This window comes from Pseudomonas saponiphila, assembly GCF_900105185.1.
Lineage (GTDB): Bacteria > Pseudomonadota > Gammaproteobacteria > Pseudomonadales > Pseudomonadaceae > Aquipseudomonas > Aquipseudomonas saponiphila.
This window is the reverse complement of the sequence record NZ_FNTJ01000002.1, coordinates 1,364,004-1,389,951: the sequence shown is the minus strand read 5'-3', so window position 1 is coordinate 1,389,951 and position 25,948 is coordinate 1,364,004. Positions and strand designations below refer to the sequence as shown.

Below are 25,948 nucleotides of genomic sequence, written 5' to 3'. Positions count from 1 at the left end.
CTCCCATGCTGAGTAAAAAGATTCGCACCATCCTGATCTTCGGGACCATCGCCCTGCTGTTCGCGGCGGTCGGTTACTGGAACATCAGCCCGGAACGCTTCCTCGACAAGCCTGTGGTGCAGGTCGACGAGAGCGCCATCGACTATTACGCGATCAACGCCCGCAGCGTGCAGTACCTGCCAGACGGCAAACTGCAGTACGAAATGACCTCGGACAAGGTCGAACACATCAAGGCCAGCGAAGTGACACTGCTGACCAAGCCCGACCTGCAGATGTACCGCGGCACCACTTATCCCTGGCATGTCCAGAGCGAGCGCGGCGAAGTCAATCCGGACGGCACCGAGGTCGAGCTGATCGATTCGGTTCGGGTTTCCCGCACCGACGAGCACAATCGCAACCTGCTGATCACCACCAGCCGCATGACAGTATTCCCGCAGAAGCAATATGCGCAGACCGAGCAAGCCGTTAGAATCGACGGCGCCGACGGCGTGACCACTGCCAAGGGAATGAAAGCGTATTTGAAAGACGGCAGGATGAACCTGCTATCGAACGTAAGAGGACAGTATGAGGCTCGTTAAAACCCTCCCTATTTTGCTCAGTCTGGGCGCAGCACTGGGAAGCGTGAGCGCCTGGGCTCTGCCGAACGATAGCCAACAGCCCATCCGCATTCAGGCCGACGACGCCCAGCTGGACGACAAGAACGGCGTGGCTACCTACAAGGGCGATGTGATCATCACCCAGGGCTCGATGAAGATCACCGGCAACACCGTGACCATCACCCGATCCAAGACTGGCGAAATCGATGTCGTGACGTCGGTGGGCAACCTGGCCTACTTCGAACAGCTGCAGAAGCAGACCGACCCGAAACCGGTCCAGGCCTACGCCGTGACCATCCAGTACCATGCCCAGCAGAACCGCATCGTGCTGATCGACAAGGCCAAGGTCATCAACGACGGCAATACCACCGAAGGCGAGAAAATCGTCTACGACACCGTCAAGCAAGTGGCTAACGCCGGTCGCGCCAACGGCAGCTCGGTCACCGCGCCACGTCCGCGGATCGACATGGTCATCCAGCCGAAAAAGAAAACCGACGAGCAAAAGGCCCAGTAATGGCAACTCTGAAAGCTCAGCACCTGGCCAAGAGCTACAAGAGCCGCCAGGTCGTGCGTGATGTCAGCCTGTCCATCGACAGCGGGCAGATCGTCGGCCTGCTCGGCCCCAACGGCGCCGGCAAGACCACCTGCTTCTACATGATCGTCGGCCTGGTCCAGGCCGATCAGGGGCGCGTCCTGATCGACGACCTGGATGTCAGCCACCAACCGATGCACGGTCGCGCCCGCGCCGGTATCGGCTATCTGCCCCAGGAAGCCTCGATCTTCCGCAAGCTGTCGGTCGCAGACAACATCATGGCCATCCTCGAGACCCGCAAGGAGCTCGACAAGGCCGGCCGCCGCCAGGAGCTGGAAAGCCTGCTGCAGGAATTCCACATCAACCACATCCGCGACAACCTCGGCATGAGCCTGTCCGGTGGCGAGCGCCGCCGCGTGGAAATCGCCCGGGCGCTGGCCACCGCCCCCAAGTTCATCCTGCTGGACGAACCCTTCGCCGGGGTCGACCCGATCTCGGTCGGCGATATCAAGCAGATCATCCATCACCTGAAGGCCAAAGGCATCGGTGTGCTGATCACTGACCACAACGTCCGGGAAACCCTGGACATCTGTGAAACCGCCTATATCGTCAACGACGGGCAACTGATCGCCGAGGGCGACTCCGAGACTATCCTGGCCAACGAACTGGTCAAGGAAGTCTATCTGGGCCATGAGTTCCGCCTGTAACGGCTGAGGTGTCGGGCCAGACGCCAGAGCGCCGCAAACGATAAATCCCCACAAACTTTATTGTTACAGCGCTCTAGGCAAACACTTCAGTTTCAGGCATATAATTTGCTTATGTTTGGCGCTTCGGCGCCCTGTAGTGGATGGCGCATGTGCGCCGGCAAATAAGGTGTTAAGCCCCTGCCATGAAACCATCGCTAGTCCTCAGAATGGGCCAGCAGCTGACGATGACACCGCAGCTGCAACAGGCCATCCGCCTGCTCCAATTGTCGACCCTGGACCTGCAACAGGAAATCCAGGAAGCCCTGGAGTCCAACCCGATGCTCGAGCGCCAGGAAGACGGCGACGACTTCGACAACAGCGACCCCCTGGCCGACAACACCGAGTCCAAACCCAATACCGAAATCCAGGAACCCTCCTACCAGGAAACCGCCCCCACGGTGGACAACCTCGAGGAAGGCGAATGGAACGAACGCATCCCCAACGAGTTGCCGGTGGATACCGCGTGGGAAGACGTCTACCAGACCAGCGCCAGCAGCCTGCCCAGCAGCGATGACGACGAGTGGGACTTCACCACCCGCACATCGGCCGGTGAAAGCCTGCAGAGCCACTTGCTCTGGCAACTGAACCTGGCCCCGATGTCGGACACCGATCGCCTGATCGCCGTGACCCTGATCGATTGCATCAACAATCAGGGCTACCTGGACGAAACCCTTGAGGAGATCCTTGAGGCCTTCGATCCGGAGCTGGACATCGAACTGGACGAGATCGAAGCCGTACTGCATCGCATCCAGCAATTCGAACCTGCCGGTATCGGCGCACGCAACCTGGGTGAATGCCTGCTCCTGCAATTGCGCCAGTTGCCGGCGAAAACTCCCTGGTTGAGCGAGGCCCAGCGCCTGGTCTGCGACTACATTGACCTCCTGGGCAGTCGCGACTACAGCCAGTTGATGCGTCGCATGAAGCTCAAGGAAGACGAACTGCGCCAGGTCATCGAACTGGTGCAGAGTCTCAACCCGCGTCCTGGCTCGCAGATCGAATCCAGCGAAGCCGAGTACGTGGTTCCAGACGTCATCGTGCGCAAGGACAACGAACGCTGGCTGGTGGAGCTGAACCAGGAATCCGTGCCACGCCTGCGGGTCAACGCCCAGTACGCCGGTTTTGTACGCCGCGCCGACACCAGCGCCGACAATACCTTCATGCGCAATCAGTTGCAGGAAGCCCGCTGGTTCATCAAGAGCCTGCAGAGCCGCAACGAAACCCTGATGAAAGTTGCCACTCAGATCGTCGAGCACCAACGGGGCTTCCTCGAATATGGCGACGAAGCCATGAAACCCCTGGTTCTGCATGACATTGCCGAAGCGGTAGGCATGCACGAATCAACGATTTCCCGGGTGACCACACAAAAATTCATGCATACCCCTCGGGGCATATATGAACTGAAATACTTTTTCTCCAGCCATGTCAGCACCTCGGAAGGCGGCGAATGCTCGTCCACGGCAATCCGCGCGATCATCAAAAAACTGGTGGCTGCGGAAAATCAGAAAAAGCCGTTGAGTGACAGCAAGATCGCTGGTTTACTGGAGGCACAAGGCATTCAGGTAGCCCGTCGGACCGTCGCCAAGTACCGCGAATCCCTTGGGATCGCGCCTTCCAGCGAACGCAAGCGGTTGATGTAACCGCCGGGCTGGCCACAGCGTTTCGGAGTGTGCCTGCAAGCTGGCTGAGCCAGCCGGTTGCAGGCATGGTCTAGGTGGCAGGCATCTCAGCCTGCCGCGTTATGCACTGGCAACGAAGGAGAAGCTGTATGCAAGTCAACATCAGTGGACACCAACTCGAAGTGACTGAACCTCTGCGCGCTTACATCGGCGAAAAACTCGACCGGCTGGAGCGGCATTTCGACAAGATTACCAATGTGCAGGTCACCATGGCTGTCGAGAAATTGAAGCAGAAAATCGAAGCCACCTTGCACATCCACGGTGGGGAGGTTGTCGCCAATGCAGAACATGACGATATGTATGCCGCAATCGACCTGCTCACGGACAAGCTTGACCGCCAACTGAAAAAGCATAAGGAAAAGCAACTCCACCTTCTCCAAGGCACGGGTCGCTAACACTCCCCTCCCATGATCCGACTTGAAAGCATCCTGACCCCCGGCCGTTCCCTGGTGAACGTGCCGGGCGGCAGTAAAAAACGCGCCCTCGAACAAATTGCCAACCTGATCAGCCGTGAAGTGCCTGATCTGGAGATGCAGGACGTCTTCGAGAGCCTGATCGCCCGTGAGAAACTCGGCTCCACCGGTTTTGGCAACGGCATCGCCATTCCTCACTGCCGCCTCAAAGGCTGCGAGTCGCCCATCAGTGCACTGATGCATCTGGACGCTCCCATCGATTTCGACGCCATCGACGGCGCCCCGGTCGACCTGCTGTTTGTCCTGCTGGTCCCGGAAGCCGCCACCGATGCTCATCTGGAACTGCTGCGGCAGATCGCCAGCATGCTCGATCGCAAGGAAGTCCGCGATCGCCTGCGCAGTGCCACCAGCAACGAAGCCTTGTATCAGGTTGTCCTGGACGAGCAAAACGGTCAGTAATCATGCGCTTGATCATCGTCAGCGGCCGATCCGGCTCAGGTAAAAGCACCGCCCTCGATGTTCTCGAGGATCACGGCTACTACTGCATCGACAACCTGCCCGCCGGCTTGCTGCCCGAGCTGGCCGAACGTGCATTGATTCACACTGAACTGGCGCAACCGCTGGTAGCGGTGTCCATCGATGCCCGCAACTTGCCCAGCCACCTTTCACGCTTCCCCGAACTGCTGGAAGAAGTGCGCAGCCGGCATATCCAGTGTGACGTTCTTTATCTGGATGCCGACGAGGAAACCCTGCTCAAGCGATTCTCGGAAACTCGTCGTCGTCACCCGCTGAGCAGCGCCAATCGCTCGCTGGCCGAAGCCATCCACGATGAAACCCAACTGCTGGGCCCGATCGTCGATCTGGCCGACCTCAAGGTCAACACCACCAACCTGAACCTCTACCAACTGCGAGACACCATCAAGCTGCGCCTGTTGAACCAGCCGGAACCGGGTACCGCGTTCCTGGTGGAGTCCTTTGGTTTCAAGCGCGGCATGCCGGTGGACGCCGACCTGGTGTTTGACGTTCGCTGCCTGCCCAACCCGTATTGGAAACCCGAACTGCGTGCCCAATCCGGACTGGACGCCCCGGTGGCGGAATACCTGGCTGCGCAACCCGATGTCGAAGAGATGTTCCAGGACATCGAAAGCTATCTGCTCAAGTGGCTGCCGCGCTTTGCCGCCAGCAACCGCGCCTACGTGACCATTGCCATTGGCTGCACCGGCGGGCACCACCGCTCCGTGTACCTGACCGAGCGCCTGGGCAAGGTGTTGCAAAAAACCCTGAAGAACGTCCAGGTTCGCCACCGCGACCTTAGCTGAAAGGATCTACCCCGCGATGCCAGCTCTGGAAATCGAGATCATCAACAAACTGGGCCTGCACGCTCGCGCCTCGGCCAAGTTCGTCGGCGTGGCCGGCCAGTTCCCCTGCCAGATCCGCGCCGGCAGAACCCCGGAATCCATGGTCGACGGCAAAAGCATCATGGCCATGATGATGCTCGCCGCCGGCAAGGGCACCAAGATCTACCTCAAGACCGAAGGCGAGCAGGAACAGGAAGCAATGGATGCGCTGGTTGCCCTGATCAACAACTACTTCGACGAAGGCGAGTAGACACGAGCGAGCCGCTCGCCACGCGGCATTCAGGCAAGCGCCGTGTCCATCACCATCATCAGGCAAAAACCGATACACAGGCCGAGACTGGCGAGCTTGTCATGGCCATTGCGCCGCGACTCCGGAATCACTTCATGAGTGACCACCAGCAGCATCGCCCCCGCTGCCAGGGCCAGCCCCAAGGGCAGCAGCACCTGCGCCAGGCTCACCAGCCAGGCACAGAGCAAGGCAAAGACCGGCTCCACCAGGCCTGAAGCGGCGCCGATCAGGAACGCCTTGACCCGCGACATCCCCGCCCCCGCCAACACCAGGGCAATCACCAGCCCTTCCGGCACATCCTGCAAGGCAATGCCCATGGCCAGACCGTCCGCATCGGGCATGCCGCCTCCGGCCGACACCCCCACCGCCATCCCTTCAGGAATGTTGTGGGCAATGATCGCGAAGACGAACAACCAGATACGCGGGGCAATCACCGGATGCTCCGACGTGCCCACCAGCAGCTCCGGACTGCCCCCGGAAATCTTGCGATCCACCAGGAACAGGACAAAGGCCCCCAGCATGATGCCGGCACAGATCAGGCCACTGGAGCCCCAGGCAGACAAGCCCAGATCCTGGGCTGCGGCAATGCCGGGGACAACCAGTGAAAACGCCGTCGCCGCCAGCATCACTCCGGCACCAAAACCCAACAGGGTGTCGCTCACCGCCACCGGCATCTGCCGGATCACCAGCACCGGAACCGCCCCCAATGCCGTGCCCAGGGCGCAAATGGAACCGCCCTGCAAGGCGCGCAGCAGGCGCGGCTCCAGGCTCAGCCAGCTCAGCCCTTGAGCCACCAGCAAAGCAGTACCCGCCAACAGCAACAGCGAACCGAAGGCATAACGAAACATTCGCCCGCTGCTGATCGCCAGTGTTTCAGTGCCCATAATCGGCCTTAGATCTTGTATTCAGGAGAAGGGATCAAACCATCGCGGCCCGGTAGCGCTGAGCCACTTCCGGCCAGTTGATCACGTTGTAGAACGCGTTGATGTACTCCGGCCGCCGGTTCTGATATCGCAAGTAATAGGCGTGCTCCCACACGTCCAGACCAAGAATGGGCGTATTGCCGTTCATCAGCGGGCTGTCCTGATTGCCGCTGCTTTCCACCACCAGCTTTTTCTCCGGAGTCACGCTGAGCCAGGCCCAGCCACTACCGAAACGGGTCAGCGCGGCCTTGGTGAAGGCCTCCTTGAAGCGTTCAAAACCGCCTAGTTGCTGCTCGATGGCGTGCCCCAAGGCACCTTCGGGCTTGCCACCGCCGGCCGGGGTCATGACCGCCCAGAACAGGGAATGGTTGGCATGACCACCACCTTGATTAATCACCGCGGCACGCAGTTGCTCGGGCAGTTGCTGGACGCTGGCCACCAGCTTCTCGATCTCCCAACCGGCCCACTCGGTGCCTTCCACTGCGGCATTCAGGTTGTTGATGTAGGTCTGGTGATGCTTGCTGTAGTGAATCTCCATGGTCTGCGCATCAATGTGCGGCTCCAGGGCGTCGTAGGCATAAGGCAGTGCAGGCAAGGTAAAGGACATATCAATGAACTCCGAAAATGGCGCCGCCGGCGCGCGGGCTGTCGGTCGACAGGCCCGCGGCGTTACCGCCCAGCAGACGATGGGTGCGGGGGTATTCACCGTGCTCGCCGATGAAATTCAGCAGCTCGACGTAGGTCTTGCTGCTCTGGCGCCAGGCGGCTTCGCGCAAGGCCGGGGTCAGGCGACTGTCCTGCATGGTCTGCAGCAGGCGCTGATGGATGGCGCAGAGGTATTGCGCGCTCTCCTCCGGCTGGTTCAGGCGTAGATGCAGGTCCGCCAGGTTGTGATGGGAAATCACGCAGGCCGCCACCGCTTCGTCGGCATCCGCCCAGCGCTCGAACAACACCTGGGCCAGCGCCAGCGCCTGCAGGTAGAACTCGCGAGCATCCACCAGTTCACCCCGCATAAAGAGACGATTTGCCCTTTCGATCGTGCGTTTCCAGTGCTCCATGGTGCGCCTCCAAAACGGTGTCGAGGGTTACAGGCCGCCTGCGGTGAGTTTTTCCGGATCCAGCAGAGTTTCGAGCTGGCTACGCGGCAGATCGGTGAGCTCCAACGCCACATCGATCACCGGCCGTCCCTGCTTGTAGGCGGTCTTGGCAATTTCCGCGGCCTTCTGGTAACCGATGATCGGGTTCAGGGCGGTGACCAGGATCGGATTGCGCGACAGCGCCTCCTTGAGCTTGGGCTCATTGACCTTGAAGCTGGCAATGGCCTTGTCCGCCAGCAGCCGGCTGGAACTGGCCAGCAGCTCGATACTGCCCAGCAGGTTCTGGGCAATGATCGGCAGCATCACGTTGAGCTCGAAGTTGCCCGACTGGCCAGCCACGGTGATGGTGCTGTCGTTGCCAATGACTTGGGCGGCAACCATCGCCACCGCCTCCGGAATCACCGGATTGACCTTGCCCGGCATGATCGACGAACCCGGCTGCAACCCTTGCAGCTCAATCTCGCCCAACCCCGCCAGCGGGCCGGAGTTCATCCAGCGCAGGTCGTTGGCGATCTTCATCAACGACACCGCGGTGGTCTTGAGTTGGCCGGATACCGACACCGCGGTGTCCTGGGAACCGATCAGGGCGAACAGGTTCTTGCCCGGGGTGAACTGCACCTGGGTCAGGTGGCTCAACTGCTGGCAGAAGCGCGCGGCGAACTCGGGGTGGGCGTTGATCCCTGTGCCCACAGCAGTGCCGCCCTGGGCCAGGGCCTGCAGGCTCGGCAACAGATCCTGCAAGTGAGCGATGTTGGCCTTGAGCTGTTGCGCCCAGCCGTCCAGCACCTGGCTCATGCGTACCGGCATGGCGTCCATCAGGTGAGTACGTCCGGTCTTGATGAAGGGATGCACCTGCACCGCCTTGCGTTCGATGACCTCCACCAGATGCACCAGTGCCGGCAACAAGCGCTCGTGCAGGGTCAGGGCGGCGCTGACGTGAATGGTGGTGGGAATGATGTCGTTGCTGCTCTGACCACAGTTGACGTGGTCGTTGGGATTGACCGGCTCGCCCAACAGGCGGCCGGCCAGGGTCGCCAGCACTTCGTTGGCGTTCATGTTGGAACTGGTGCCTGAACCGGTCTGGAAGACATCCACCGGGAAGTGCTGCATGAAGTCGCCTTCCAGGAGGCCCTGAGCGGCATCGACAATGGCCTTGCCCTGGGATTGGCTGAGTTGACCCAGTTCGACGTTGGCCCGGGCCGCAGCTGCGGATTTCGGTGAACGTGACCGAGCGTTTCGCTAATACGTGACCGGTGCTTCCACCCCGGTTGCGCGGGTTCTGGATTGTAATCGCATCGGTCACGATGCGGCTTGTTCCTCGGCTTTTTTTCGGCGCAGCGACTCGCCTTTCATCGTCAGTCGGTAGGCGTTGTGCACCAGGCGGTCGAGGATGGCATCGGCCAGGGTCGGGTCGTTGATCCAGCCGTGCCAGTGCTCGATGGGCAGTTGGCTCGTCAGGATGGTGGAGCGGCTGCCAGCGCGGTCGTCGATCACCTCCAGCAGGTCATGCCGGGCTCCTTCCTCCAGCGGGGCTAGCGCCCAGTCGTCCAGCACCAGGACGTCGACCTTTGCCAGCTGTTGCAGGGTACGGCCGAAGCTGCCGTCGCCATGAGCGATGCGCAGTTGTTCCAGCAGGCGCGGGGTGCGCAGGTACAGGGTGCTATAGCCCTGGCGGCAGGCCTGGTTGCCCAGGGCGCAGGCCAGCCAGGTTTTGCCGGCACCGGTCGGGCCGGTCAGCAGCAGGTTGTGCTGCTGGCGGATCCAGTCGCCACTGGCCAGGGTGGCGATCAGACGCTCGTCCAGGGCGCGTCCGGTGCGGCGGTCGAGATCTTCCAGGCAGGCGTTGGCGTACTTGAGCTTGGCCTTCTTGCGCAGCCGTACCAGGCGCTGGTTGTCACGCCAGGCCAGTTCGCGGTCGAGCAGTAGGCCGAGGCGTTCATCGAAGCTCAGGCTGTGGCTGGCCGGCAGCGTCCATTGCTCTTCCAGGGCGCGGGCCATGCCGTCCAGGCGTAGCTGGTGCAGTTGATTCAGGGTGTGTTGCGGCATCATCGAACAGCTCCTGTTGCGGGGGTTGGTAGTAGTCGGCGCCACGGACGTTCTCGTGGTCGCCGGGTAAGGTCGTTTCGGCGGCACGCTGGGGCAGCGGCTGTTGATCCAGGCCTTGCTGGAGCAGGTTGCGCACGCTGCGCCCGGTGAAGGCGCGCAGGTGTACGGCACGTTCGGCAGCGGCTTCCAGGCGTGCATTGCCATAGCGCCGGGCCAGCGAGAGCAGGCCGAGGCAGGCGCGGTAGCCCATCTCCGGGTGCGGCTTGTGGGTCAGTTGGTGATCGATCAGTTGGCGCGTGTAGGGGCCGATCCGCGCGCCCCAGTCGAGCAGGCGTTGTGGCGTCCATTCGCGATGCGCCTGGTGCGCCGCGGGCATGTGCTCGCGCTGGGTACTGTAAGCGCCGCGTCGCCCCAGCAGCAGGTGGCTGGCCACCCGCCGGTTGCCATGCAGCACTTCCAGGGTGTGTGCCGTCAGTCGCACGTCCACGTTCTGCCGGGCCAGGGCGGAGGGCACGCTGTAGAAGCTGCCATTGACCTCGATGTGGTAGTCGATGCTGACCTTGCAGCGCTTGAAGGTGGCGACCTCGTAGGGATGCACCGGCAGCGCTCGCAAGGCCGGGCGATCCAGGCGCTCGAACCAGTCGCGCCGGCAGCCATCGAGCCGCTTGAACGGGCGCCGATTCAGATCCTCCAGCAGCTCGGCGATGGCCTGGTTAAGCGCATGCAGGCTGAAGAACTGCCGATGGCGCAGCCGCGCCATGATCCAGCGCTCGACCACCTGCACCGCCACCTCGGCCTTGGCCTTGTCCTGAGGCTTGCGTGGCCGTGCCGGCAGGATCACCGTCTGGTAATGACGCGCGCACTCCAGCGTGGCCCGGTTCAGGCCCGGCTCGTAGCGATCCGGCTGGGCGACCAGGGCGCGCGGATTGTCCGGCACAACCATTTCCGGCACGCCGCCAAAGTAGGTCAGAGCCTGGCCCAGCGAGGTCAGCCAGTCCACCTGGGTTTCGCCTGGCGTCGCGCAGGCATAGGTGTAATTCGAGGCGCCCAGGGCGGCGACGAAGATGTGCGCCCGGCGCACTTCGCCGGTGGCCGGGTCGACCACCGGCAGCGTCGGCCCGGCATAGTCGATGAATAGCTTCTCGCCCGCACGGTGCAGCTGACGCATCGAACGTTTGAGCGTCTGGGCGTAGCGCCGGTAGTGCTCGACGAACTGGGTGTAGCGGTAGGTCGGCTGGCCCGCATGCGCGGCGAGATATTCCTCCCACAGCAGCTGCAAGGTCACGCCCTTGCGTCGCAACTCGCGGTGGATGCTCAGCACATCGGGCAGCACTCGCTCACCGCGCGGCTTGTTCGTCGACGTCGGTGCAAACAAGGCGGCCGCCAGCGCGGCCTCGTCCATGGCCACCAGCGCCGGCCAGTCCAGCCCGGCCACCCGCGCCGCCGCGATGTACTTGCTAACCACGCCCTTGGACAGCTGCAAGGCACGGGCAATCTTCTCGTGGGACAAGCCGGCCTCAAACTTGAGGCGCAGACATTCTTTGATGTTTCGCATGGCTACTCGCGGCGCCGCCATCTTCCTCTCCCGAAATCGGTCGAGGATGGCGGCGCATCAGGTCATGCGCAACGAAGGGGAAGGCTTTCGCTAAGTCGTGACCGGCGATTTCGGTAAGCCGTGACCACCTGTTTCGGAACAGGCGGAAAATCGGTCACGTTGCTACCGAAATGAGCGGTCACGCGTTAGCGAAATGACCGGTCACGATCAACCGAAACGGCCGGTCACGGTGCTCCGAAATCCGCACGCAGCGGCCTTGGCCAGGATCAGAGCACGGATGAAGGCTGCCGGCATGCGCTGGCCACTGATGGGAAAGTTATCCACCGCCCGCTGGGTCTGCGCGCCGTACAGCGCCTGCTCCGGGACCTGCAGTTCGCCCATGCTGTCACGTTCGATACGAAAGTTACTCATCGGGAAATCCTTGCATCAGTTCAATCAGGGGAATGGAAGGCAGCAGCGACACCGTCGCCAACTGCCAGGCATGGCTTTGCCAGCGCTTGAGCCGGCACTTGCACAACGACAACCGCTCCAGATCGCGCAATGGGCGCCAGGCCTGGTCCAGGCACAGGCTGCGCCAGTGCCAGGGCAAGGCGGTATCGGTGGCGGTATCGATCAATAAACGGAAGGAAGTTTCAGCGACGGTCCACGCCGACATGGAGGTGCAGCACGCCAGATATCGCCCTTCGGCCAGGTAGTGCTCAATCAGACGCGGCTCATCCGGCTCCAGCGCGCAACGGATCTGGCGACTCATCCAGCGCCAGCTTTCGAGGTAGGGCTGCTCGTGCAAGGCAGAACTCATGACCTGGGCTCATTGAATAATGATTTTCATTATTAAATGATATTGAGAATCAAATCAATCTGACTTGTACGATTTTTGCCCAGCTCTCGTAGGAGCCGGCTTGCCGGCGAATGAGCCCTTGAGCCTGGTATCGAGCGTCAGGACGCCTTCGCTGGCAAGCCAGCTCCTACGAGAATTGCGCGCATAAAAAAACGCGCCACCCGGGGAAGGTGGCGCGTTTGGCTGGCACAGAACCGGTCAGCTGCCGGCGACGGTCATGCGTTCGATCAGCACCGAGCCGGTGCGGATGTTGCTGCGCAGTTCCAGGTCGCTGCCCACGGCCACGATCTGCTTGAACATGTCGCGCAAATTCCCGGCAATGGTCACTTCCTGCACCGCGAACTGGATCTCGCCGTTCTCGACCCAGAAGCCCGCCGCGCCACGGGAGTAGTCGCCAGTGACCATGTTCAGGCCATGGCCCATCAGCTCGGTTACCAGCAGGCCGCGTCCCATGCGCCGCAACAGCGCAGCCTGATCTTCATCGCCATGGGTGACGAACAGGTTGTGCACGCCGCCGGCATTGGCGGTGCTGGGCATGCCCAGTTTGCGCCCGGAATAAGTGCCGAGCACATAAGACACCAACTCGCCGTCCTTGACGAAGGGCTTGGCATAGGTGGCCAGGCCATCGCCATCGAACGCCGAACTGCCCATGGCGCGCATCAGGTGCGGCCGCTCGTCGATGGTCAGCCACTGGGGAAACAGCTGCTGGCCCAGAGCGCCTTCAAGGAACGAAGATTTGCGGTACAGGTTGCCGCCGGAGATTGCCCCGAGAAAACTGCCGAACAGCCCGCCGGCCAGTTCGGCGGAAAACAGCACCGGCACTTCGCAGGTCGGCACCGGACGGGCACCCAGCCGGCTCGCCGCGCGCTGGGCCGCACGCTGGCCAATGCTCTGCGGATCCGCCAGCAACTGGCCCTGGCGATTGACGTCGTACCAGTAGTCACGCTGCATCTGGCCGTTGGCCTCGGCGATCATCACGCAGCTCAGGCTATGGCGGGTCGAGGCGTAACCGCCGATGAAACCATGGCTGTTGCCATACACCCGGCACCCCTGGTGGGTGCTCAAGGTGGTGCCATCGGCATTCTTGATCCGGCTGTCGGCGGCAAAGGCTGCCGCCTCGCAGGCCAGGGCCTGCTCGATGGCTTGCTCGGGGGTGATGTCCCAGGCATGGAACAGATCGAAGTCCGGCAGATCCTTGGCCATCAGGGACGCATCGGCCAGGCCCGAAGCTTCATCTTCCGAAGTGTGCTTGGCAATCGCCAGAGCCGCGGCCACGGTTTCACGAATGGCCTCCGGACCGCTGGCGGACGTGCTGGCCGAGCCTTTGCGCTGCCCCACATAAAGGGTGATGCCAAAGCCCTGGTCGCGGTTGAACTCCACGGTTTCCACTTCCCGCTGGCGCACCGACGTCGACAGCCCCTGCTCCAGGGACACCGCCACTTCGCAGGCACTGGCCCCCTGGCGCTTGGCCTCGGCAACAATCTGCTCGACTTGCTCCTGCAGGGCCGGCAAAGCCTGTGGGCCGACGCTTTGTGCTGCACTCATGCTGTTCTCCACTCAAATTCTGCTTTCGATTAAGGCCGGCGAGCGACCGAGCCGGACAAGCGGCCCTCGACTGGTTATCATGGCGGCGTTTCTTTGCGGACTGCCACCATGGTTGATTCTTACGACGACTCCCTCGATGGGGAGAAAAGCAAATCCCAGGTCAAACGCGAGCTGCATGCTCTGGTTGATCTCGGCGAGCGCCTTACCACCCTCAAGCCCGACCTGCTGAACAAACTGCCTCTGACCGACGCCTTGCGCCGGGCTCTGGCGGATGCGCCCAAGCACGTCGCCCATATCGCCCGCAAACGCCACCTGCAATTCATCGGCAAGCTGATGCGGGACCAGGACACCGACGCGATTCTGCAACTGCTTGACCAACTCGATGCCTCCACCCGGCAGTACAACGAACGCTTCCATAACCTGGAACGTTGGCGTGATCGCCTGATCGGTGGCGGCGATGACGTCCTGGAAAAGTTCGTCAACGAGTACCCGGATGCCGATCGCCAACAGCTGCGTTCCCTGATCCGTCAGGCCCAGCATGAGGTGGCCCATAACAAGGCGCCGGCCTCCAGCCGTAAAATCTTCAAGTACATCCGCGAACTGGACGAGACTCAACGCGGCCTGCGCTGAGCCTTCCACGGGTGAGCTGCCCGGCAGCTCACCCGACGCCCTCCTTCCCTATGCCCCAGTGCCACCCACGGTGATCGCATCGATCTTCAGGGTTGGCTGGCCGACGCCCACCGGCACCGATTGCCCATCCTTGCCACAGGTACCGACGCCGCTGTCCAGGGACAAGTCATTGCCCACCATCGACACCCGGCTCATGGCCTCGGGTCCGTTGCCGATCAGGGTCGCGCCCTTGACCGGTGCGGTGATCTTGCCATCTTCGATCAGGTAGGCCTCGCTGGTGGAGAACACGAACTTGCCGCTGGTGATGTCCACCTGGCCGCCGCCGAGGTTGGCGCAGTAGATGCCCTTCTTCACCGAAGCAATGATTTCCGCCGGGTCGCTTTCGCCCCCCAGCATGTAGGTGTTGGTCATGCGCGGCATGGGCAGGTGGGCATAGGATTCGCGCCGCCCGTTGCCGGTACGGGCCACGCCCATCAGGCGGGCGTTGAGCTTGTCCTGCATGTAGCCCTTGAGCACGCCGTTCTCGATCAGCGTGGTGCATTCGGTCGGGGTGCCTTCGTCGTCCACGCTCAGGGAACCACGGCGCCCGGCCAGGGTGCCGTCGTCGACGATGGTGCAAAGCCTGGAGGCCACCATTTCGCCCATGCGCCCGCTGTACGCCGAACTGCCCTTGCGGTTGAAGTCGCCCTCCAGGCCATGGCCCACGGCTTCGTGCAGCAGCACTCCGGACCAGCCGGAGCCCAGCACCACCGGCAAGGTGCCGGCCGGTGCCGGAATCGCTTCCAGATTGACCAGGGCCTGGCGCAACGCTTCACGGGCATAGCCCATGGCCCGGTCCTCGCTGAGGAAATAGCGGTAATCGGTCCGCCCGCCACCACCGTGGCCACCGCGCTCGCGGCGACCGTTCTGCTCGACGATGACACTGACGTTGAAGCGCACCAACGGCCGTACATCCGCCGCCAGGCCGCCGTCGGTGGAAGCCACCAGGATTCGCTCCCAGACCCCGGCCATGCTCACGCTAACCTGCTGGATACGCGGATCCAGGGCCCGGGTCGCGGCGTCAACACGCTTGAGCAGCTCAACCTTCTCGGCGCGGCTGATGACCTCCAGCGGATTGTCCGGCGCGTACAGCTGAGCCACGTCCTGGGTCGAGAACGCCTGCACCGTGCCGTTCTGCCCGGCCCGGGAAATCGAACGCGCCGCTCGGGCGGCGAGGCCCAGGGCTTCCAGGGTGATGGCGTTGCTGTAGGCAAAGCCGGTCTTCTCACCGGACTGCGCGCGCACCCCAACCCCCTGATCAAGGTTGAAACTGCCTTCCTTGACGATCCCGTCTTCCAGGGACCAGGACTCGGAAATCTGCCCCTGGAAATACAGGTCGGCGGCGTCGATGCCCGGGCCGGCCAGATCCCCCAGCACGCCCTGCAGGCTTTCGATGGTCACGCCGCCAGGGGCTAGAAGATGTTCACTGACTGAGGACAACAACCCGCTCATATGCTTTGGCCTTAAATTCGTCGTACTTATGCAAGCCGTTGAACGCCTTGCGAGAAAATGCGCCGGTGACTGAACACCGGCATCCGCGCCCGGATGGACGCCTGTTCACTGCTGTCGCGCTCGGCCAACAGCACAGCCTCACCTTGATCCTGCTGCGCCAGCACTCGCCCCCAGGGGTCGACGATCGCCGCGTGGCCGTAGGTTTCCCGCGGGCCCGGGTGCACGCCGCCCTGGGCTGCCGCCAGTACATAGCACTGGGTCTCGATGGCCCGGGCCCGGATCAGCACCTCCCAGTGGGCTGCACCGGTGACCGCGGTAAACGCCGAAGGCGCGGTAATCAACTCGGCACCGGCAGCGCGCAGCTCGCTGTACAGCTCGGGAAAGCGCAGGTCATAGCAAACCGTCAGCCCTACCCGTCCTACTGGCGTATCCGCCACCACCACGCGGTTTCCATGAGCATAGTCATCGGATTCGCGATAGCGGCCGCGATTGTCGGCCACGTCGACGTCGAACAGGTGCAACTTGTCGTAGCGCGCCACCCACTGTCCCTGGTCATCCACCAGCAACGAACAGGCGTTGGACTTGGCATCGGGCTGATGCTCGGGTGGCAGCGGCAGGGTGCCGGCGACAATCCATAACCTGAGGTCGCGGGCGGTCTGTTTCAACCACGGCAGGATCGGTCCCTCGCCCAGGGCTTCGGCGCGACCGATGGCGGCCATGTCGCGGCGGCCCATGGCGGCGAAGTTTTCCGGCAGCACCGCCAGCCTGGCGCCACCTTCGGCGGCGCGTTCGAGCAGGCTGCGGGCCTGCTGCAGATTGGCCAGAACATCGCTCTGGCTGACCATTTGAATCACCGCAAGAGACATGGCGCACTCCGTGTTGGGTAGGCCGCCATGCTACTCCATGGGCACGCATCGAGGATTCTCAAAACGGCTTGTCGAAGGTGATTTTCGGCTCTTTCCACGGCCCCTTGACGTTGTACTTGACGCTGGCGAAGCGCGCCACGCGGTCACCGATCAGCTTGTCGATGAGGAACAGCGCCCCACCCACCGCCGGCGCGCCGACAATCAGTGCGGCGATCGGCAGGTTGTTGGTCACCGGCAAGGTCACCAGCAACTTGGCGTCCACCTGATCGGCCACCATGTCCAGGGTGCCATTGAGCTCCAGATTGCTCGACGGCCCGGTCAGCGTGATGGGTTCGCGGGTGACATAGACACCGTTACTTGCCACCAGCACGCCACGCACCCGGTCGTAGCTCAACCCCTTGCCGAACAGATCGGAGAAGTCCAGGCGCAGGCGCCGGCCGATGGAGTTGAAGTTCAGCAGGCCGAATACCCGTAGCGCCTGGGCGCCGCCCTCGACTTCAACGAACTGGCCCTTGCGCAATGTTGCGTCCAGGCTGCCGGAGTAGCGCTTGAGGCCGACCCAGGCCGGCGAGCCGGGCCAGCGCCCGTCAACATCCAGATGAAAGTCTTCGCTGGTCACCGTGGGTGCAAAGCCCCAGCCCTTGAGCACGTCGGCCAGGTTCTTGCCACCAATGCGCCCGCGGTACCAGCTATTGCTGGCACCGGCCTGGCCTTCCCAACCACCTTCGCCTTGCAGCTGCATGCCCTTGAGCCCCAGGTCCAGGCTGTTGAAGCTCATGCCCTTGGCGGTAGGACGCACCTTGAGCGCCCAGCGGCCGATCAGGTCCGGGCCCTGGAACAGCTGCTCGATGGCGATATCCAGCGGCGGCACATTCTTGGGGTCCACCGAAGCCAGCGGATCGGGTGCATTCTCGTCGGCTTGCGCCGTAGGGTCCGCGGCCGGCAAACGCACGTACTGCATATTGATCGCCATCGGCGCCGCCTTGGCATCGGGGATGCCGACATTGCCCTTGGCCTGCTGGCTGTCAATCTGCAACGTCCAGGCGGCGGGCTGCCGGGTCAGCTGCAGGTTGACCTGATCCAGGCGAGTGCCAAAGGCGCTGAGGGTTCCGACCTTGAAGTCAGCACTGCTGAGCAACTGCTTGGCGCTGCCCCCCGGGTCCTTCCCCGCATAGCGGTCCACCAGGTTCTTCCAGGGCTCGACATCCAGCTCGGACAAGATCCCCCGCACCCGCAGCCCTTTGCTGGTGGGCAGCAAGGCCGCGCCGTCACCGAGAAACAGTTCGCCACGGCCCTCGCCGAACTTGCCGCTGGGGGCGGCGAAGGTGAAGTCGGCCAGCTCGCCGTAATCGAACCAGTAGCGACGCTCGGCCCCTTGCAGGGTCATGCGGAACACACTGTTGCGGCCAGTACTGGCGCTCATGCCGAACGGTGCCGGCAGGTCCACCGCCACCCCCTTGAGACTGGAACTGACCATCAACTGGCTGTCGGCGCCATCGAGGTTCAGTTGCAACTGATAGGGCAGCTCGCCAGATACCGGCAACGGCTGGCTGACCTGCAGCCAATCGGTGAGTTTCTTGATTGCCACCTGCCCCTTGGCCACCACCCGCGTATTGGGCTTGCCAGGCTTGCCATCGGCGAAAATCTGCGCGGTCACCGGCCGGTCGAAGGCCTGGGCACTGATGCCCTCGCCACTGAGCCCCTTGCTGCTGTCAAAGCGGAAGTCGCCCTTGAGCTGACTCAACTCCAGCGACGGCTCACTGAGCTTGAGGCGCGCCTTGTCGGTCTTGAAATCCACCACGATCTTCGGCTCTTCGCCCTTGACCAGCGGGATGTCCAGATTCAGCTTGCCCTGCAGATCGCCCTCGCCCTGCCAGCCGGCAAAGGTCGAGGCGGTGCCGATCGGCGCCTCCTGCAGGATCTTCACTCCGTCGCCCAGGCCGCCGGCAAAACTGCCGTCGATCAGCATGTGGCTGCTGTGCCCGCTGGCCACATGAGGAATGTTGACGAAGACATCCCGCACCTTGGTATCCAACAGCTGGCCCTTGCTGGCGACGATGCGCACGCCACTGTCTTCGACGAACACATCGCCACTGATCTTGCTCAGGTGCGGCCAGCCTGGCTGGAAGGCCAATTCGGCGTCATGCACCTTGAAGAACAGGCTGATGCTACGGGCCGCTTCGATGGCGTCATGGTTCAGCGAGCCCTGGTACTGGAAGAAGCCCTCATCCACCGCGCCCTTGAGAATCGCCGTGCGCAGCCATTCATCCAGCGCTGGGCTGAGCACCTGGGGCAGGTACTTGGCGGTGTAGCGGCCATCGCCCTCCACCAGGCCGACCCGCAGGTCCATGTAGTCTTCCTGGCTGTGGTCGAAGTGCAGCCGGATCAGGAAATCGCCGGCAATCTTGCCCTCTTCCCCCAGCACCTTGAGGTACGGAGCGATCAGGGTGAAACCTTGCTGGTCCAGTTTCCAGGTCAAGGTCGCGTTGGCCTGGATGTACTGCCAGGGCTTGGCGAAGATCGGATACAGGTGCAAGGAGAAATCCTTGCTGTCCATGCGCAGCTCGCCCTGCCCCAGGTCGCCGCTGATGCTGCCGCTGACATTGCGGGCCGCCGGAGCGCCGTGATAGGCGTCGAAGCCGACCCGATCCAGGTTGGCGGCAAAGCTCAGGCGCTGGTCGCCGGTGTTCTGCGGACGATAGTCGAGCAGCACGTTGCGCAGCCCGCCGCTGACCTTCAAGCGCTCGATGGTGGTGGCCAGGCCTTCCGGCAGAGGGGCCAGGGCATTGAGGATCGGCGTGAGCGGCGTCAGGTCCAGGCGATCGGCCTGCAGATGCCAGAGTTCTTCGCGGTTGTCGCCGGCCTGGGTTTGCTGCAGTTGCAGGCGCGATTCCCAACGAGTCTCGCCAAGGCTCAGCGCCAGGGAGTCGAGTTGCACCTGCAGGCCCTGATCGCTGCGCTGAAAGAAGGCGTTCAACGCCAGGTTCTTCAGGGTGACCGGCGTCCGCTCGGCATAGGCGCCAGTGAGCTGGGGCGCGTTCAGGCGCAGCGCGGCGCTCTGCACGCCACCCTTGGCCCAGTTCAGCCACAGCTCGCCGCCGGCCTTGAGTTCGGAGAGTTTCCATTGCTGAGTGACACGCGCCGGCAGCCAGCGCGACCAGTCGCTTTGCGGCAGGCTCAGGTACAGCTCGGCCTGGGCGTCGCGCCATGCCTGCGCCTGAATCCGCGTGCGCAGGTTGACGGCCAGGGGCTGCCCATCCGGCAGGGTCAGGCGCAGGTCAAGACGCTGGCGACTGGGGCCGGTGCGCAGGTTGAGGCCGACATAGGTCAGGGCCAGCGGCGCATGATCCTGCGGCAGCAAGGTGACCTGGCTGTCCAGCAAGGAGAGTTCGGCGACTTGCTGCAAGCGGGTCAGCAGTTGCTCCGGATCCATGGGCTGGTCCTGCTGCATCGGCAGGCCTTGCAATTGCCACTGGCCGTCCACGCCTTCCTTGAGGCTCAGGCTCAGGCCACTGAGTTCCAGGCGCCCGATGCGCAGGTCCCGGGCCAACAGACTGCCGAGCATGTCAGGGGCCACGCTGACCTGGTCCAGGCGCAGGGCATTGGCCCCGTCGCCCACCGTCACATCGTGGGCCAGCAGGATCGGTGACAAGCCGCTCCAACGCCCCTCCAGGCTGCCGATCTGCACCGGCAAGCCCACGGCCTTTTGCACCTTGGCTTCGACCTCGGCCTGGTATTCGGCCACCAACGGCGTCAGCTCCCGACCCAGACTGACGTACAGGGCAATCACCACCAACAGCAACGCGCAGAGGCCCAGGCCCCAGCGAGTCAGCGTGGCGAACAGACGGATCAGCCGCTCCATTTCAGTTGGCTCCCACGGCAAAAGTCATCCAAAAAGCTGAAGCCAGCCGTTTCCACTGAGGTAAGACACGGGGAATCAGAGCAGCACCACGTCGTATTGTTCCTGGGAATACATGGTTTCGACCTGGAACCTGATGGTCCGGCCGATAAAACCTTCCAACTCCGCAACGTTGCCCGACTCTTCGTCCAGCAGACGATCCACCACTTTCTGATTGGCCAGCACTCGGTATCCTTCTGCCTGATAAGCCCGGGCCTCGCGGAGAATTTCGCGGAATATTTCGTAACAGATGGTTTCCGGGGTCTTCAGCTTGCCCCGCCCCTGACAACTGCTGCAGGGCTCGCAGAGTACTTGCTCCAGACTTTCCCGGGTACGCTTGCGGGTCATCTGCACCAGCCCCAGCTCGGTGATGCCGATGATGTTGGTCTTGGCGTGATCGCGCTCCAGCTGTTTTTCCAGGGTGCGCAGTACCTGGCGCTGGTGCTCTTCGTCTTCCATGTCGATGAAGTCGATGATGATGATCCCGCCCAGGTTGCGCAGGCGCAGTTGCCGGGCAATGGCGGTGGCGGCCTCGAGGTTGGTCTTGAAGATGGTTTCCTCAAGATTGCGATGGCCGACAAAGGCGCCAGTGTTGACGTCGATGGTGGTCATGGCTTCTGCCGGGTCCACCACCAGATAGCCACCGGACTTGAGCGGCACCTTGCGTTCGAGCGCCCTTTGCACTTCGTCCTCGACTCCGTACAGGTCGAAAATCGGCCGCTCGCCGGGATAGTGTTCCAGGCGGTCGGCAATTTCCGGCATCAGTTCGGCCACGAATTGCGTGGTCTTCTGGAAGGTTTCCCGGGAGTCGATGCGGATCTTCTCGATCTTCGGGTTCACCAGGTCGCGCAGGGTACGCAAGGCCAGGCCCAGGTCTTCATAGATCACATTGGGCGCGCCGATGGTCTTGATCTGCGCACCGATCTGATCCCACAACCGGCGCAGGTAGCGGATGTCCATGAGGATCTCGTCGGCACCGGCCCCCTCGGCGGCGGTGCGCAGAATGAAGCCGCCCGCTTCCTTGATGCCCTCCTGGGCCACGCAGTCGCTGACCACCTGTTTCAGGCGCTCGCGCTCGGCCTCGTCCTCGATCTTCAGCGAGATGCCGACATGCGCGGTGCGGGGCATGTACACCAGATAGCGCGAGGGAATCGACAACTGGGTGGTCAGGCGCGCGCCCTTGGTGCCGATGGGATCCTTGGTGACCTGCACCACCAGGCTCTGCCCTTCATGGACCAGGGCGCTGATGCTTTCCACCGCCGTGCCTTCGCGGGTGGAGATTTCCGAGGCATGGATGAATGCCGCGCGATCCAGGCCAATGTCGACGAAGGCCGCCTGCATGCCGGGCAGAACCCGTACCACCTTGCCTTTGTAAATGTTGCCGACAATGCCACGGCGCTGGGTGCGCTCGACGTGAACCTCTTGCAGCACTCCGTTTTCGACCACCGCCACCCGCGATTCCATCGGCGTGATGTTGATCAGAATCTCTTCACTCATGGCAGTGTCTCGTTCAGGCGTGTTCATAGAAGGCCGTAGCTGTCTTACACGGCGCTTTAGCGCACTGGAAGGTTTTGCCAACAGGGTATGCCGAAATGGCCGAGCAATTCTGCGGTTTCGCATACCGGCAAGCCGACCACGGCGGAATAACTGCCATTGAGCCCTGCGACAAACACCGCTGCAAGTCCCTGGATCGCATAACCACCGGCTTTGTCCCGGGGTTCGCCGCTGGCCCAGTAGAGCGCCGCTTCGGCTGCCGAGATGGGACGAAAACGCACCAGGCTGCGCACCACTCGCGACTCGCAGCGCGAGCCGTCGAGCAGGGCTATGGCGGTCAACACTTCATGCTCGCGGCCGGACAACGCCATGAGCATTTCCTGGGCGTCGGCCTGGTCCCGCGGCTTGCCCAGGATCCGTCCATCGAGCACCACGGCGGTGTCGGCTCCCAGCACACAGGCCGGAGCCTGGGACTCGCTGCTGGTGATCAGGGCACGGCCGGCAGCCGCCTTGCCCCGAGCGAGGCGCTCGACATAGGCGGCCGCAGATTCGTCGGCCAGCGGCGTTTCATCGATGTCAGCGCTGATGGCGGTGAACGGCACGCCGATCTGGGCGAGCAGCTCACGTCGGCGGGGCGAACCGGAGGCGAGGTAAAGCGGATTCATCAAGACATCTCCCTGTCGAGGTGCGGGCCAATGCCTGACCGAATTAATTGATTTTGAAACGTCGACGCAAGCCACGCAGGCCAAAACTGACCCACGGCCACAACAAGGCGCTGACCAGGGCTGGCAGCACCAGGGCCAGGGTTGGCTGGCGATTGCCGGTCAGGGCACTGAGCCAGAGCTGGACCAACTGCGCCAGACCGAAGATCACCAGAATCACCAGGCTTTGCTGCCACATCGGGAACATCCGCAGGCGCTGCTGCAAGGACAGCACGAGGAATGTGATCAGGGTCAGAATCAGTGCGTTCTGTCCCAGCAGGGTGCCGTAGAGCACGTCTTCCGCGAGCCCCAGGCACCAGGCCGTCACCATGCCGACCTTGTGCGGCAGGGCCAGGGCCCAGAAAGCCAGCAACAGGGCCAGCCACAACGGGCGCAGGACTTCCATGAACTGAGGCAGTGGCGACACGCTGAGCAACATGCCGATCAGGAACGTCAGCCAGACGATCCAGCCGTTTTGTGAATAGGGGGTGCCCGCCATTATTCTCTCCCTCCGGTGGTGGCCGGTGCCGCCGCCGCAGGCTTCACCACAGGTTTATGGACCGGTTTGGCCGGAGCACGGGCCGCAGGCTTGGTCGGAGTCGCCGGCGCAGCAGGAGCCGCGCTGGCGGGTGCAGCAGCGTTCGCCGCCGGCTTGGGCACCGTGGCCGGCACCACCGGCGCCACGCTACCACCTTGCTGATCCTGGGCTTCCTGAGCCTGGGCCGCGTCGTTGGCTCGCTCCTCGGCAGTGCGCGGATCGCTGAACACCAGCAGCAGGTAGCGGCTGCGGTTCAACGCGGCAGTGGGTACCGCCCGCACGATGGCGAACGGCTGGCCGGAGTCGTGGATCACTTCCTTGACCGTGGCCACCGGATAGCCAGCCGGGAAACGCTGCCCGAGGCCGGAGCTGACCAGCAGGTCGCCTTCCTTTATATCCGCCGTGTCGGCCACATGCCGCAACTCCAGGCGCTCCGGGTTGCCGGTGCCGCTAGCGATTGCGCGCAGGCCGTTGCGATTGACCTGTACCGGAATGCTGTGGGTGGTGTCGGTGAGCAGCAGGACGCGGGACGTGTAGGGCATCAACTCCACCACCTGCCCCATCAGGCCACGGGCATCGAGCACCGGCTGACCGAGAAAGACACCGTCGCGCTCACCTTTATTGATGATGATGCGGTGGGTGAAGGGGTTCGGGTCCATACCGATCAACTCGGCCACTTCGACCTTCTCGTTGACCAGCGCCGAGGAATTGAGCAACTCGCGCAGACGCACGTTCTGCTCGGTCAGGGCCGCTAGTTTTTGCATGCGCCCCTGCAGCAGCAGGTTCTCGGTCTTGAGTTTTTCGTTTTCAGCGACCAGTTCGGTACGACTGCCGAACTGACTGGCCACGCCCTGCCATAGCCGCTGCGGCAGGTCGGTGATCCAGTAGGACTGCATCAGCACCAGCGACATCTGGCTACGCACCGGCTTGAGCAGTGTGAAGCGAGCATCGACCACCATCAGTGCGACCGACAGCACGACCAGCACCAGGAGGCGCACGCCTAATGAGGGGCCTTTGGCGAAAAGCGGTTTAATAAGCCGCTCCTCCCAGGCAAATGTTGTGTTTATTCATACGGCATCAAACCGGCCTGGATGCAGATTGACAGAAGATAAACGCCACAGGCAGCACTGCAAAGTGCTGCCTGTGAGCGCAACAGCATAGATGCCCGCCGCGACGTTATTCGCTGGAGAGCAGGTCCATGGTGTGTTTGTCCATCATTTCCAATGCACGGCCACCGCCGCGAGCGACACAGGTCAGCGGGTCTTCGGCGACGATCACCGGTAGGCCGGTTTCCTGGGCCAGCAGCTTGTCCAGATCACGCAGCAGGGCACCACCACCGGTCAGCACCAGGCCACGCTCGGCGATGTCCGAAGCCAGTTCCGGCGGCGATTGCTCCAGGGCGCTTTTCACTGCCTGAACGATGGTTGCCAGGGACTCTTGCAGAGCTTCCAGCACTTCGTTGGAGTTCAGGGTGAAGGCACGTGGCACGCCTTCGGCCAGGTTACGGCCGCGCACGTCGACTTCGCGCACTTCGCCGCCCGGGTAGGCGGTGCCGATTTCCTGCTTGATGCGCTCGGCGGTGGATTCGCCGATCAGGCTGCCGTAGTTGCGACGCACGTAGGTGATGATCGCTTCGTCGAAACGGTCGCCGCCAACCCGCACGGATTCGGCGTAGACCACGCCGTTCAGGGAGATCAGGGCGATTTCAGTGGTACCACCACCGATGTCCACGACCATCGAACCGCGAGCTTCTTCAACCGGCAGGCCGGCACCGATGGCGGCGGCCATAGGCTCTTCGATCAGGAACACTTCACGGGCACCGGCACCAAGGGCCGATTCACGGATGGCGCGACGTTCAACCTGGGTGGACTTGCATGGAACGCAGATCAGCACGCGAGGGCTGGGCTGCAGAAAGCTGTTTTCATGAACCTTGTTGATGAAGTACTGCAGCATCTTTTCGCAGACGCTGAAGTCGGCGATCACGCCGTCCTTCATCGGACGAATGGCGGCAATGTTGCCCGGAGTACGACCGAGCATGCGCTTGGCCTCAGTACCAACCGCGACAACACTTTTCTGATTACCGTGGGTCCGAATGGCCACAACCGATGGTTCATTCAGGACAATACCGCGCTCGCGCACGTAAATAAGGGTGTTGGCAGTGCCCAGGTCAATGGAAAGATCGCTGGAAAACATGCCACGCAGTTTCTTGAACATGGGAAAGGGACCCTAGGCAACGCGTGGGTAAAAAAGTGCGGCAAACTCTAACAACGACAGGGATTTTGGGCAAGGCGCCAATATGTTAAATTGGCCGCTTTTCTGTGCACCAAACCCCACAATCGCGGCCATAAGACCGTAGAAATGCGGTAGTGTTCCGACAATCTAACACGCGGACGAAATCCGTTTTTGTTTTCCACTGGAGAATCCCATGGCGCTTGAACGCTCCGACGTGGAAAAAATCGCTCATTTGGCCAGCATCAAGCTCAATGAAGGCGATCTTCCACACATCACCTCCGCCCTGAACAGCATTCTCGGGCTGGTGGATGAAATGCAGGCAGTCGATACCGACGGTATCGAGCCCCTGGCTCACCCTCTGGAAGCCAACCAGCGCCTGCGCGCAGACGTTGTGACCGAGTCCAATCATCGCGAGGCTTATCAGTCCATCGCACCAGCGGTCGAAAGCGGCCTGTATCTGGTTCCGAAAGTCATCGACTAAAGG

Annotated in this window: 25 protein-coding genes and 2 pseudogenes; 10 read left to right on the top strand and 17 right to left on the bottom strand. The window is 62.5% G+C overall.

Features of this window, described 5'->3' with window-relative positions; genetic code table 11:
- Window positions 1–5: 5 nt before the first annotated feature.
- The 8 genes from lptC (at window position 6) to BLV47_RS28120 (ending at window position 5,571) form a co-directional block, all read left to right on the top strand.
- Window positions 6–578 carry an LPS export ABC transporter periplasmic protein LptC gene (gene lptC / locus BLV47_RS28155; protein WP_016966644.1) on the top strand — a complete coding sequence of 191 codons (573 nt, stop codon included), beginning with the start codon at window positions 6–8 and terminating at the stop codon, window positions 576–578.
- Window positions 565–1,110 carry a lipopolysaccharide transport periplasmic protein LptA gene (gene lptA / locus BLV47_RS28150; protein WP_011059271.1) on the top strand — a complete coding sequence of 182 codons (546 nt, stop codon included), beginning with the start codon at window positions 565–567 and terminating at the stop codon, window positions 1,108–1,110. Before lptC ends, lptA begins: the two co-directional genes overlap by 14 nt.
- Complete coding sequence (gene lptB, locus BLV47_RS28145) at window positions 1,110–1,835, top strand: LPS export ABC transporter ATP-binding protein (RefSeq protein ID WP_011059270.1); 726 nt, start codon at window positions 1,110–1,112, stop codon at window positions 1,833–1,835. The genes lptA and lptB overlap by 1 nt, the downstream gene beginning before the upstream one ends.
- Before the next feature lie 182 nt (window positions 1,836–2,017).
- On the top strand, window positions 2,018–3,511 hold the full coding sequence (locus tag BLV47_RS28140) for an RNA polymerase factor sigma-54 (RefSeq protein WP_092319634.1): 1,494 nt from the start codon (window positions 2,018–2,020) through the stop codon (window positions 3,509–3,511).
- Between the two features lie 128 nt (window positions 3,512–3,639).
- A complete protein-coding gene (gene hpf / locus BLV47_RS28135; RefSeq protein WP_016966642.1) occupies window positions 3,640–3,945 on the top strand; it encodes a ribosome hibernation-promoting factor, HPF/YfiA family in 306 nt (101 codons plus the stop codon).
- A gap of 12 nt (window positions 3,946–3,957) precedes the next feature.
- Window positions 3,958–4,422, top strand: coding sequence for a PTS IIA-like nitrogen regulatory protein PtsN (gene ptsN / locus BLV47_RS28130; protein ID WP_011059267.1), 465 nt, complete (start codon window positions 3,958–3,960; stop codon window positions 4,420–4,422).
- Window positions 4,423–4,424: 2 nt separating this feature from the next.
- A complete protein-coding gene (gene rapZ, locus BLV47_RS28125) occupies window positions 4,425–5,282 on the top strand; it encodes an RNase adapter RapZ (protein ID WP_016966640.1) in 858 nt (285 codons plus the stop codon).
- 16 nt (window positions 5,283–5,298) lie between these two features.
- Window positions 5,299–5,571, top strand: coding sequence for an HPr family phosphocarrier protein (locus BLV47_RS28120; RefSeq protein ID WP_092319632.1), 273 nt, complete (start codon window positions 5,299–5,301; stop codon window positions 5,569–5,571).
- A 29-nt stretch (window positions 5,572–5,600) separates the two neighbouring features.
- Here the strand turns inward: BLV47_RS28120 and BLV47_RS28115 are convergent, their stop codons facing one another.
- The 9 genes and pseudogenes from BLV47_RS28115 to pmbA all read right to left on the bottom strand — a co-directional run bounded on the left by BLV47_RS28115 (window position 5,601) and on the right by pmbA (window position 13,614).
- Window positions 5,601–6,494 carry a ZIP family metal transporter gene (locus tag BLV47_RS28115; RefSeq protein ID WP_092319630.1) on the bottom strand — a complete coding sequence of 298 codons (894 nt, stop codon included), beginning with the start codon at window positions 6,492–6,494 and terminating at the stop codon, window positions 5,601–5,603.
- A gap of 34 nt (window positions 6,495–6,528) precedes the next feature.
- A complete protein-coding gene (locus tag BLV47_RS28110; protein WP_092319629.1) occupies window positions 6,529–7,140 on the bottom strand; it encodes a superoxide dismutase in 612 nt (203 codons plus the stop codon).
- A 1-nt stretch (window position 7,141) separates the two neighbouring features.
- Window positions 7,142–7,591 carry a hypothetical protein gene (locus tag BLV47_RS28105; RefSeq protein ID WP_092319627.1) on the bottom strand — a complete coding sequence of 150 codons (450 nt, stop codon included), beginning with the start codon at window positions 7,589–7,591 and terminating at the stop codon, window positions 7,142–7,144.
- Between the two features lie 27 nt (window positions 7,592–7,618).
- Window positions 7,619–8,839, bottom strand: a pseudogene (locus BLV47_RS28100) (class II fumarate hydratase); the annotation flags it as partial.
- A 90-nt stretch (window positions 8,840–8,929) separates the two neighbouring features.
- Complete coding sequence (istB, locus tag BLV47_RS28095; RefSeq protein WP_062838242.1) at window positions 8,930–9,679, bottom strand: IS21-like element IS1474 family helper ATPase IstB; 750 nt, start codon at window positions 9,677–9,679, stop codon at window positions 8,930–8,932.
- Window positions 9,567–11,252: an IS21 family transposase gene (gene istA, locus BLV47_RS28090; RefSeq protein WP_062838241.1), complete on the bottom strand. Its 1,686-nt coding sequence runs from the start codon at window positions 11,250–11,252 to the stop codon at window positions 9,567–9,569. The genes istB and istA overlap by 113 nt, the downstream gene beginning before the upstream one ends.
- 225 nt (window positions 11,253–11,477) lie before the next feature.
- Window positions 11,478–11,642: pseudogene (aspA, locus tag BLV47_RS28085) on the bottom strand (aspartate ammonia-lyase); the annotation flags it as partial.
- Window positions 11,635–12,030: a FagA protein gene (locus BLV47_RS28080; RefSeq protein WP_092319623.1), complete on the bottom strand. Its 396-nt coding sequence runs from the start codon at window positions 12,028–12,030 to the stop codon at window positions 11,635–11,637. The gene BLV47_RS28080 and the pseudogene aspA, both read right to left, overlap by 8 nt.
- 237 nt (window positions 12,031–12,267) lie before the next feature.
- Window positions 12,268–13,614: a metalloprotease PmbA gene (pmbA, locus tag BLV47_RS28075; RefSeq protein ID WP_092319622.1), complete on the bottom strand. Its 1,347-nt coding sequence runs from the start codon at window positions 13,612–13,614 to the stop codon at window positions 12,268–12,270.
- Between the two features lie 108 nt (window positions 13,615–13,722).
- Here pmbA and yjgA point away from each other — a divergent pair, with 108 nt between their 5' ends.
- A complete protein-coding gene (gene yjgA / locus BLV47_RS28070) occupies window positions 13,723–14,244 on the top strand; it encodes a ribosome biogenesis factor YjgA (protein WP_016966626.1) in 522 nt (173 codons plus the stop codon).
- 48 nt (window positions 14,245–14,292) lie between these two features.
- Here the strand turns inward: yjgA and tldD are convergent, their stop codons facing one another.
- From tldD to mreB, 8 genes are all read right to left on the bottom strand, one after another.
- Window positions 14,293–15,735: a metalloprotease TldD gene (gene tldD / locus BLV47_RS28065; RefSeq protein ID WP_092319620.1), complete on the bottom strand. Its 1,443-nt coding sequence runs from the start codon at window positions 15,733–15,735 to the stop codon at window positions 14,293–14,295.
- Between the two features lie 26 nt (window positions 15,736–15,761).
- A complete protein-coding gene (locus BLV47_RS28060) occupies window positions 15,762–16,601 on the bottom strand; it encodes a carbon-nitrogen hydrolase family protein (RefSeq protein ID WP_092319618.1) in 840 nt (279 codons plus the stop codon).
- Between the two features lie 58 nt (window positions 16,602–16,659).
- Entirely contained in the window at window positions 16,660–20,463 is a 3,804-nt protein-coding gene (locus BLV47_RS28055; RefSeq protein ID WP_092319616.1) for a YhdP family protein, read from the bottom strand.
- 75 nt (window positions 20,464–20,538) lie between these two features.
- On the bottom strand, window positions 20,539–21,996 hold the full coding sequence (gene rng, locus BLV47_RS28050) for a ribonuclease G (protein WP_060837539.1): 1,458 nt from the start codon (window positions 21,994–21,996) through the stop codon (window positions 20,539–20,541).
- 56 nt (window positions 21,997–22,052) lie between these two features.
- Window positions 22,053–22,658: a Maf family protein gene (locus tag BLV47_RS28045; RefSeq protein WP_092319614.1), complete on the bottom strand. Its 606-nt coding sequence runs from the start codon at window positions 22,656–22,658 to the stop codon at window positions 22,053–22,055.
- A gap of 43 nt (window positions 22,659–22,701) precedes the next feature.
- Window positions 22,702–23,193 carry a rod shape-determining protein MreD gene (gene mreD, locus BLV47_RS28040; protein WP_016963426.1) on the bottom strand — a complete coding sequence of 164 codons (492 nt, stop codon included), beginning with the start codon at window positions 23,191–23,193 and terminating at the stop codon, window positions 22,702–22,704.
- Window positions 23,193–24,266, bottom strand: a complete 1,074-nt coding sequence (mreC, locus tag BLV47_RS28035) for a rod shape-determining protein MreC (protein WP_092319612.1) — start codon at window positions 24,264–24,266, stop codon at window positions 23,193–23,195. The genes mreD and mreC overlap by 1 nt, the downstream gene beginning before the upstream one ends.
- Before the next feature lie 142 nt (window positions 24,267–24,408).
- Window positions 24,409–25,446: a rod shape-determining protein MreB gene (gene mreB, locus BLV47_RS28030; RefSeq protein ID WP_002555108.1), complete on the bottom strand. Its 1,038-nt coding sequence runs from the start codon at window positions 25,444–25,446 to the stop codon at window positions 24,409–24,411.
- Between the two features lie 211 nt (window positions 25,447–25,657).
- On the opposite strand from mreB, the gene gatC reads away from it, so the two are divergent.
- A complete protein-coding gene (gene gatC / locus BLV47_RS28025) occupies window positions 25,658–25,945 on the top strand; it encodes an Asp-tRNA(Asn)/Glu-tRNA(Gln) amidotransferase subunit GatC (protein ID WP_092319610.1) in 288 nt (95 codons plus the stop codon).
- The last annotated feature ends 3 nt before the right edge of the window (window positions 25,946–25,948 follow it).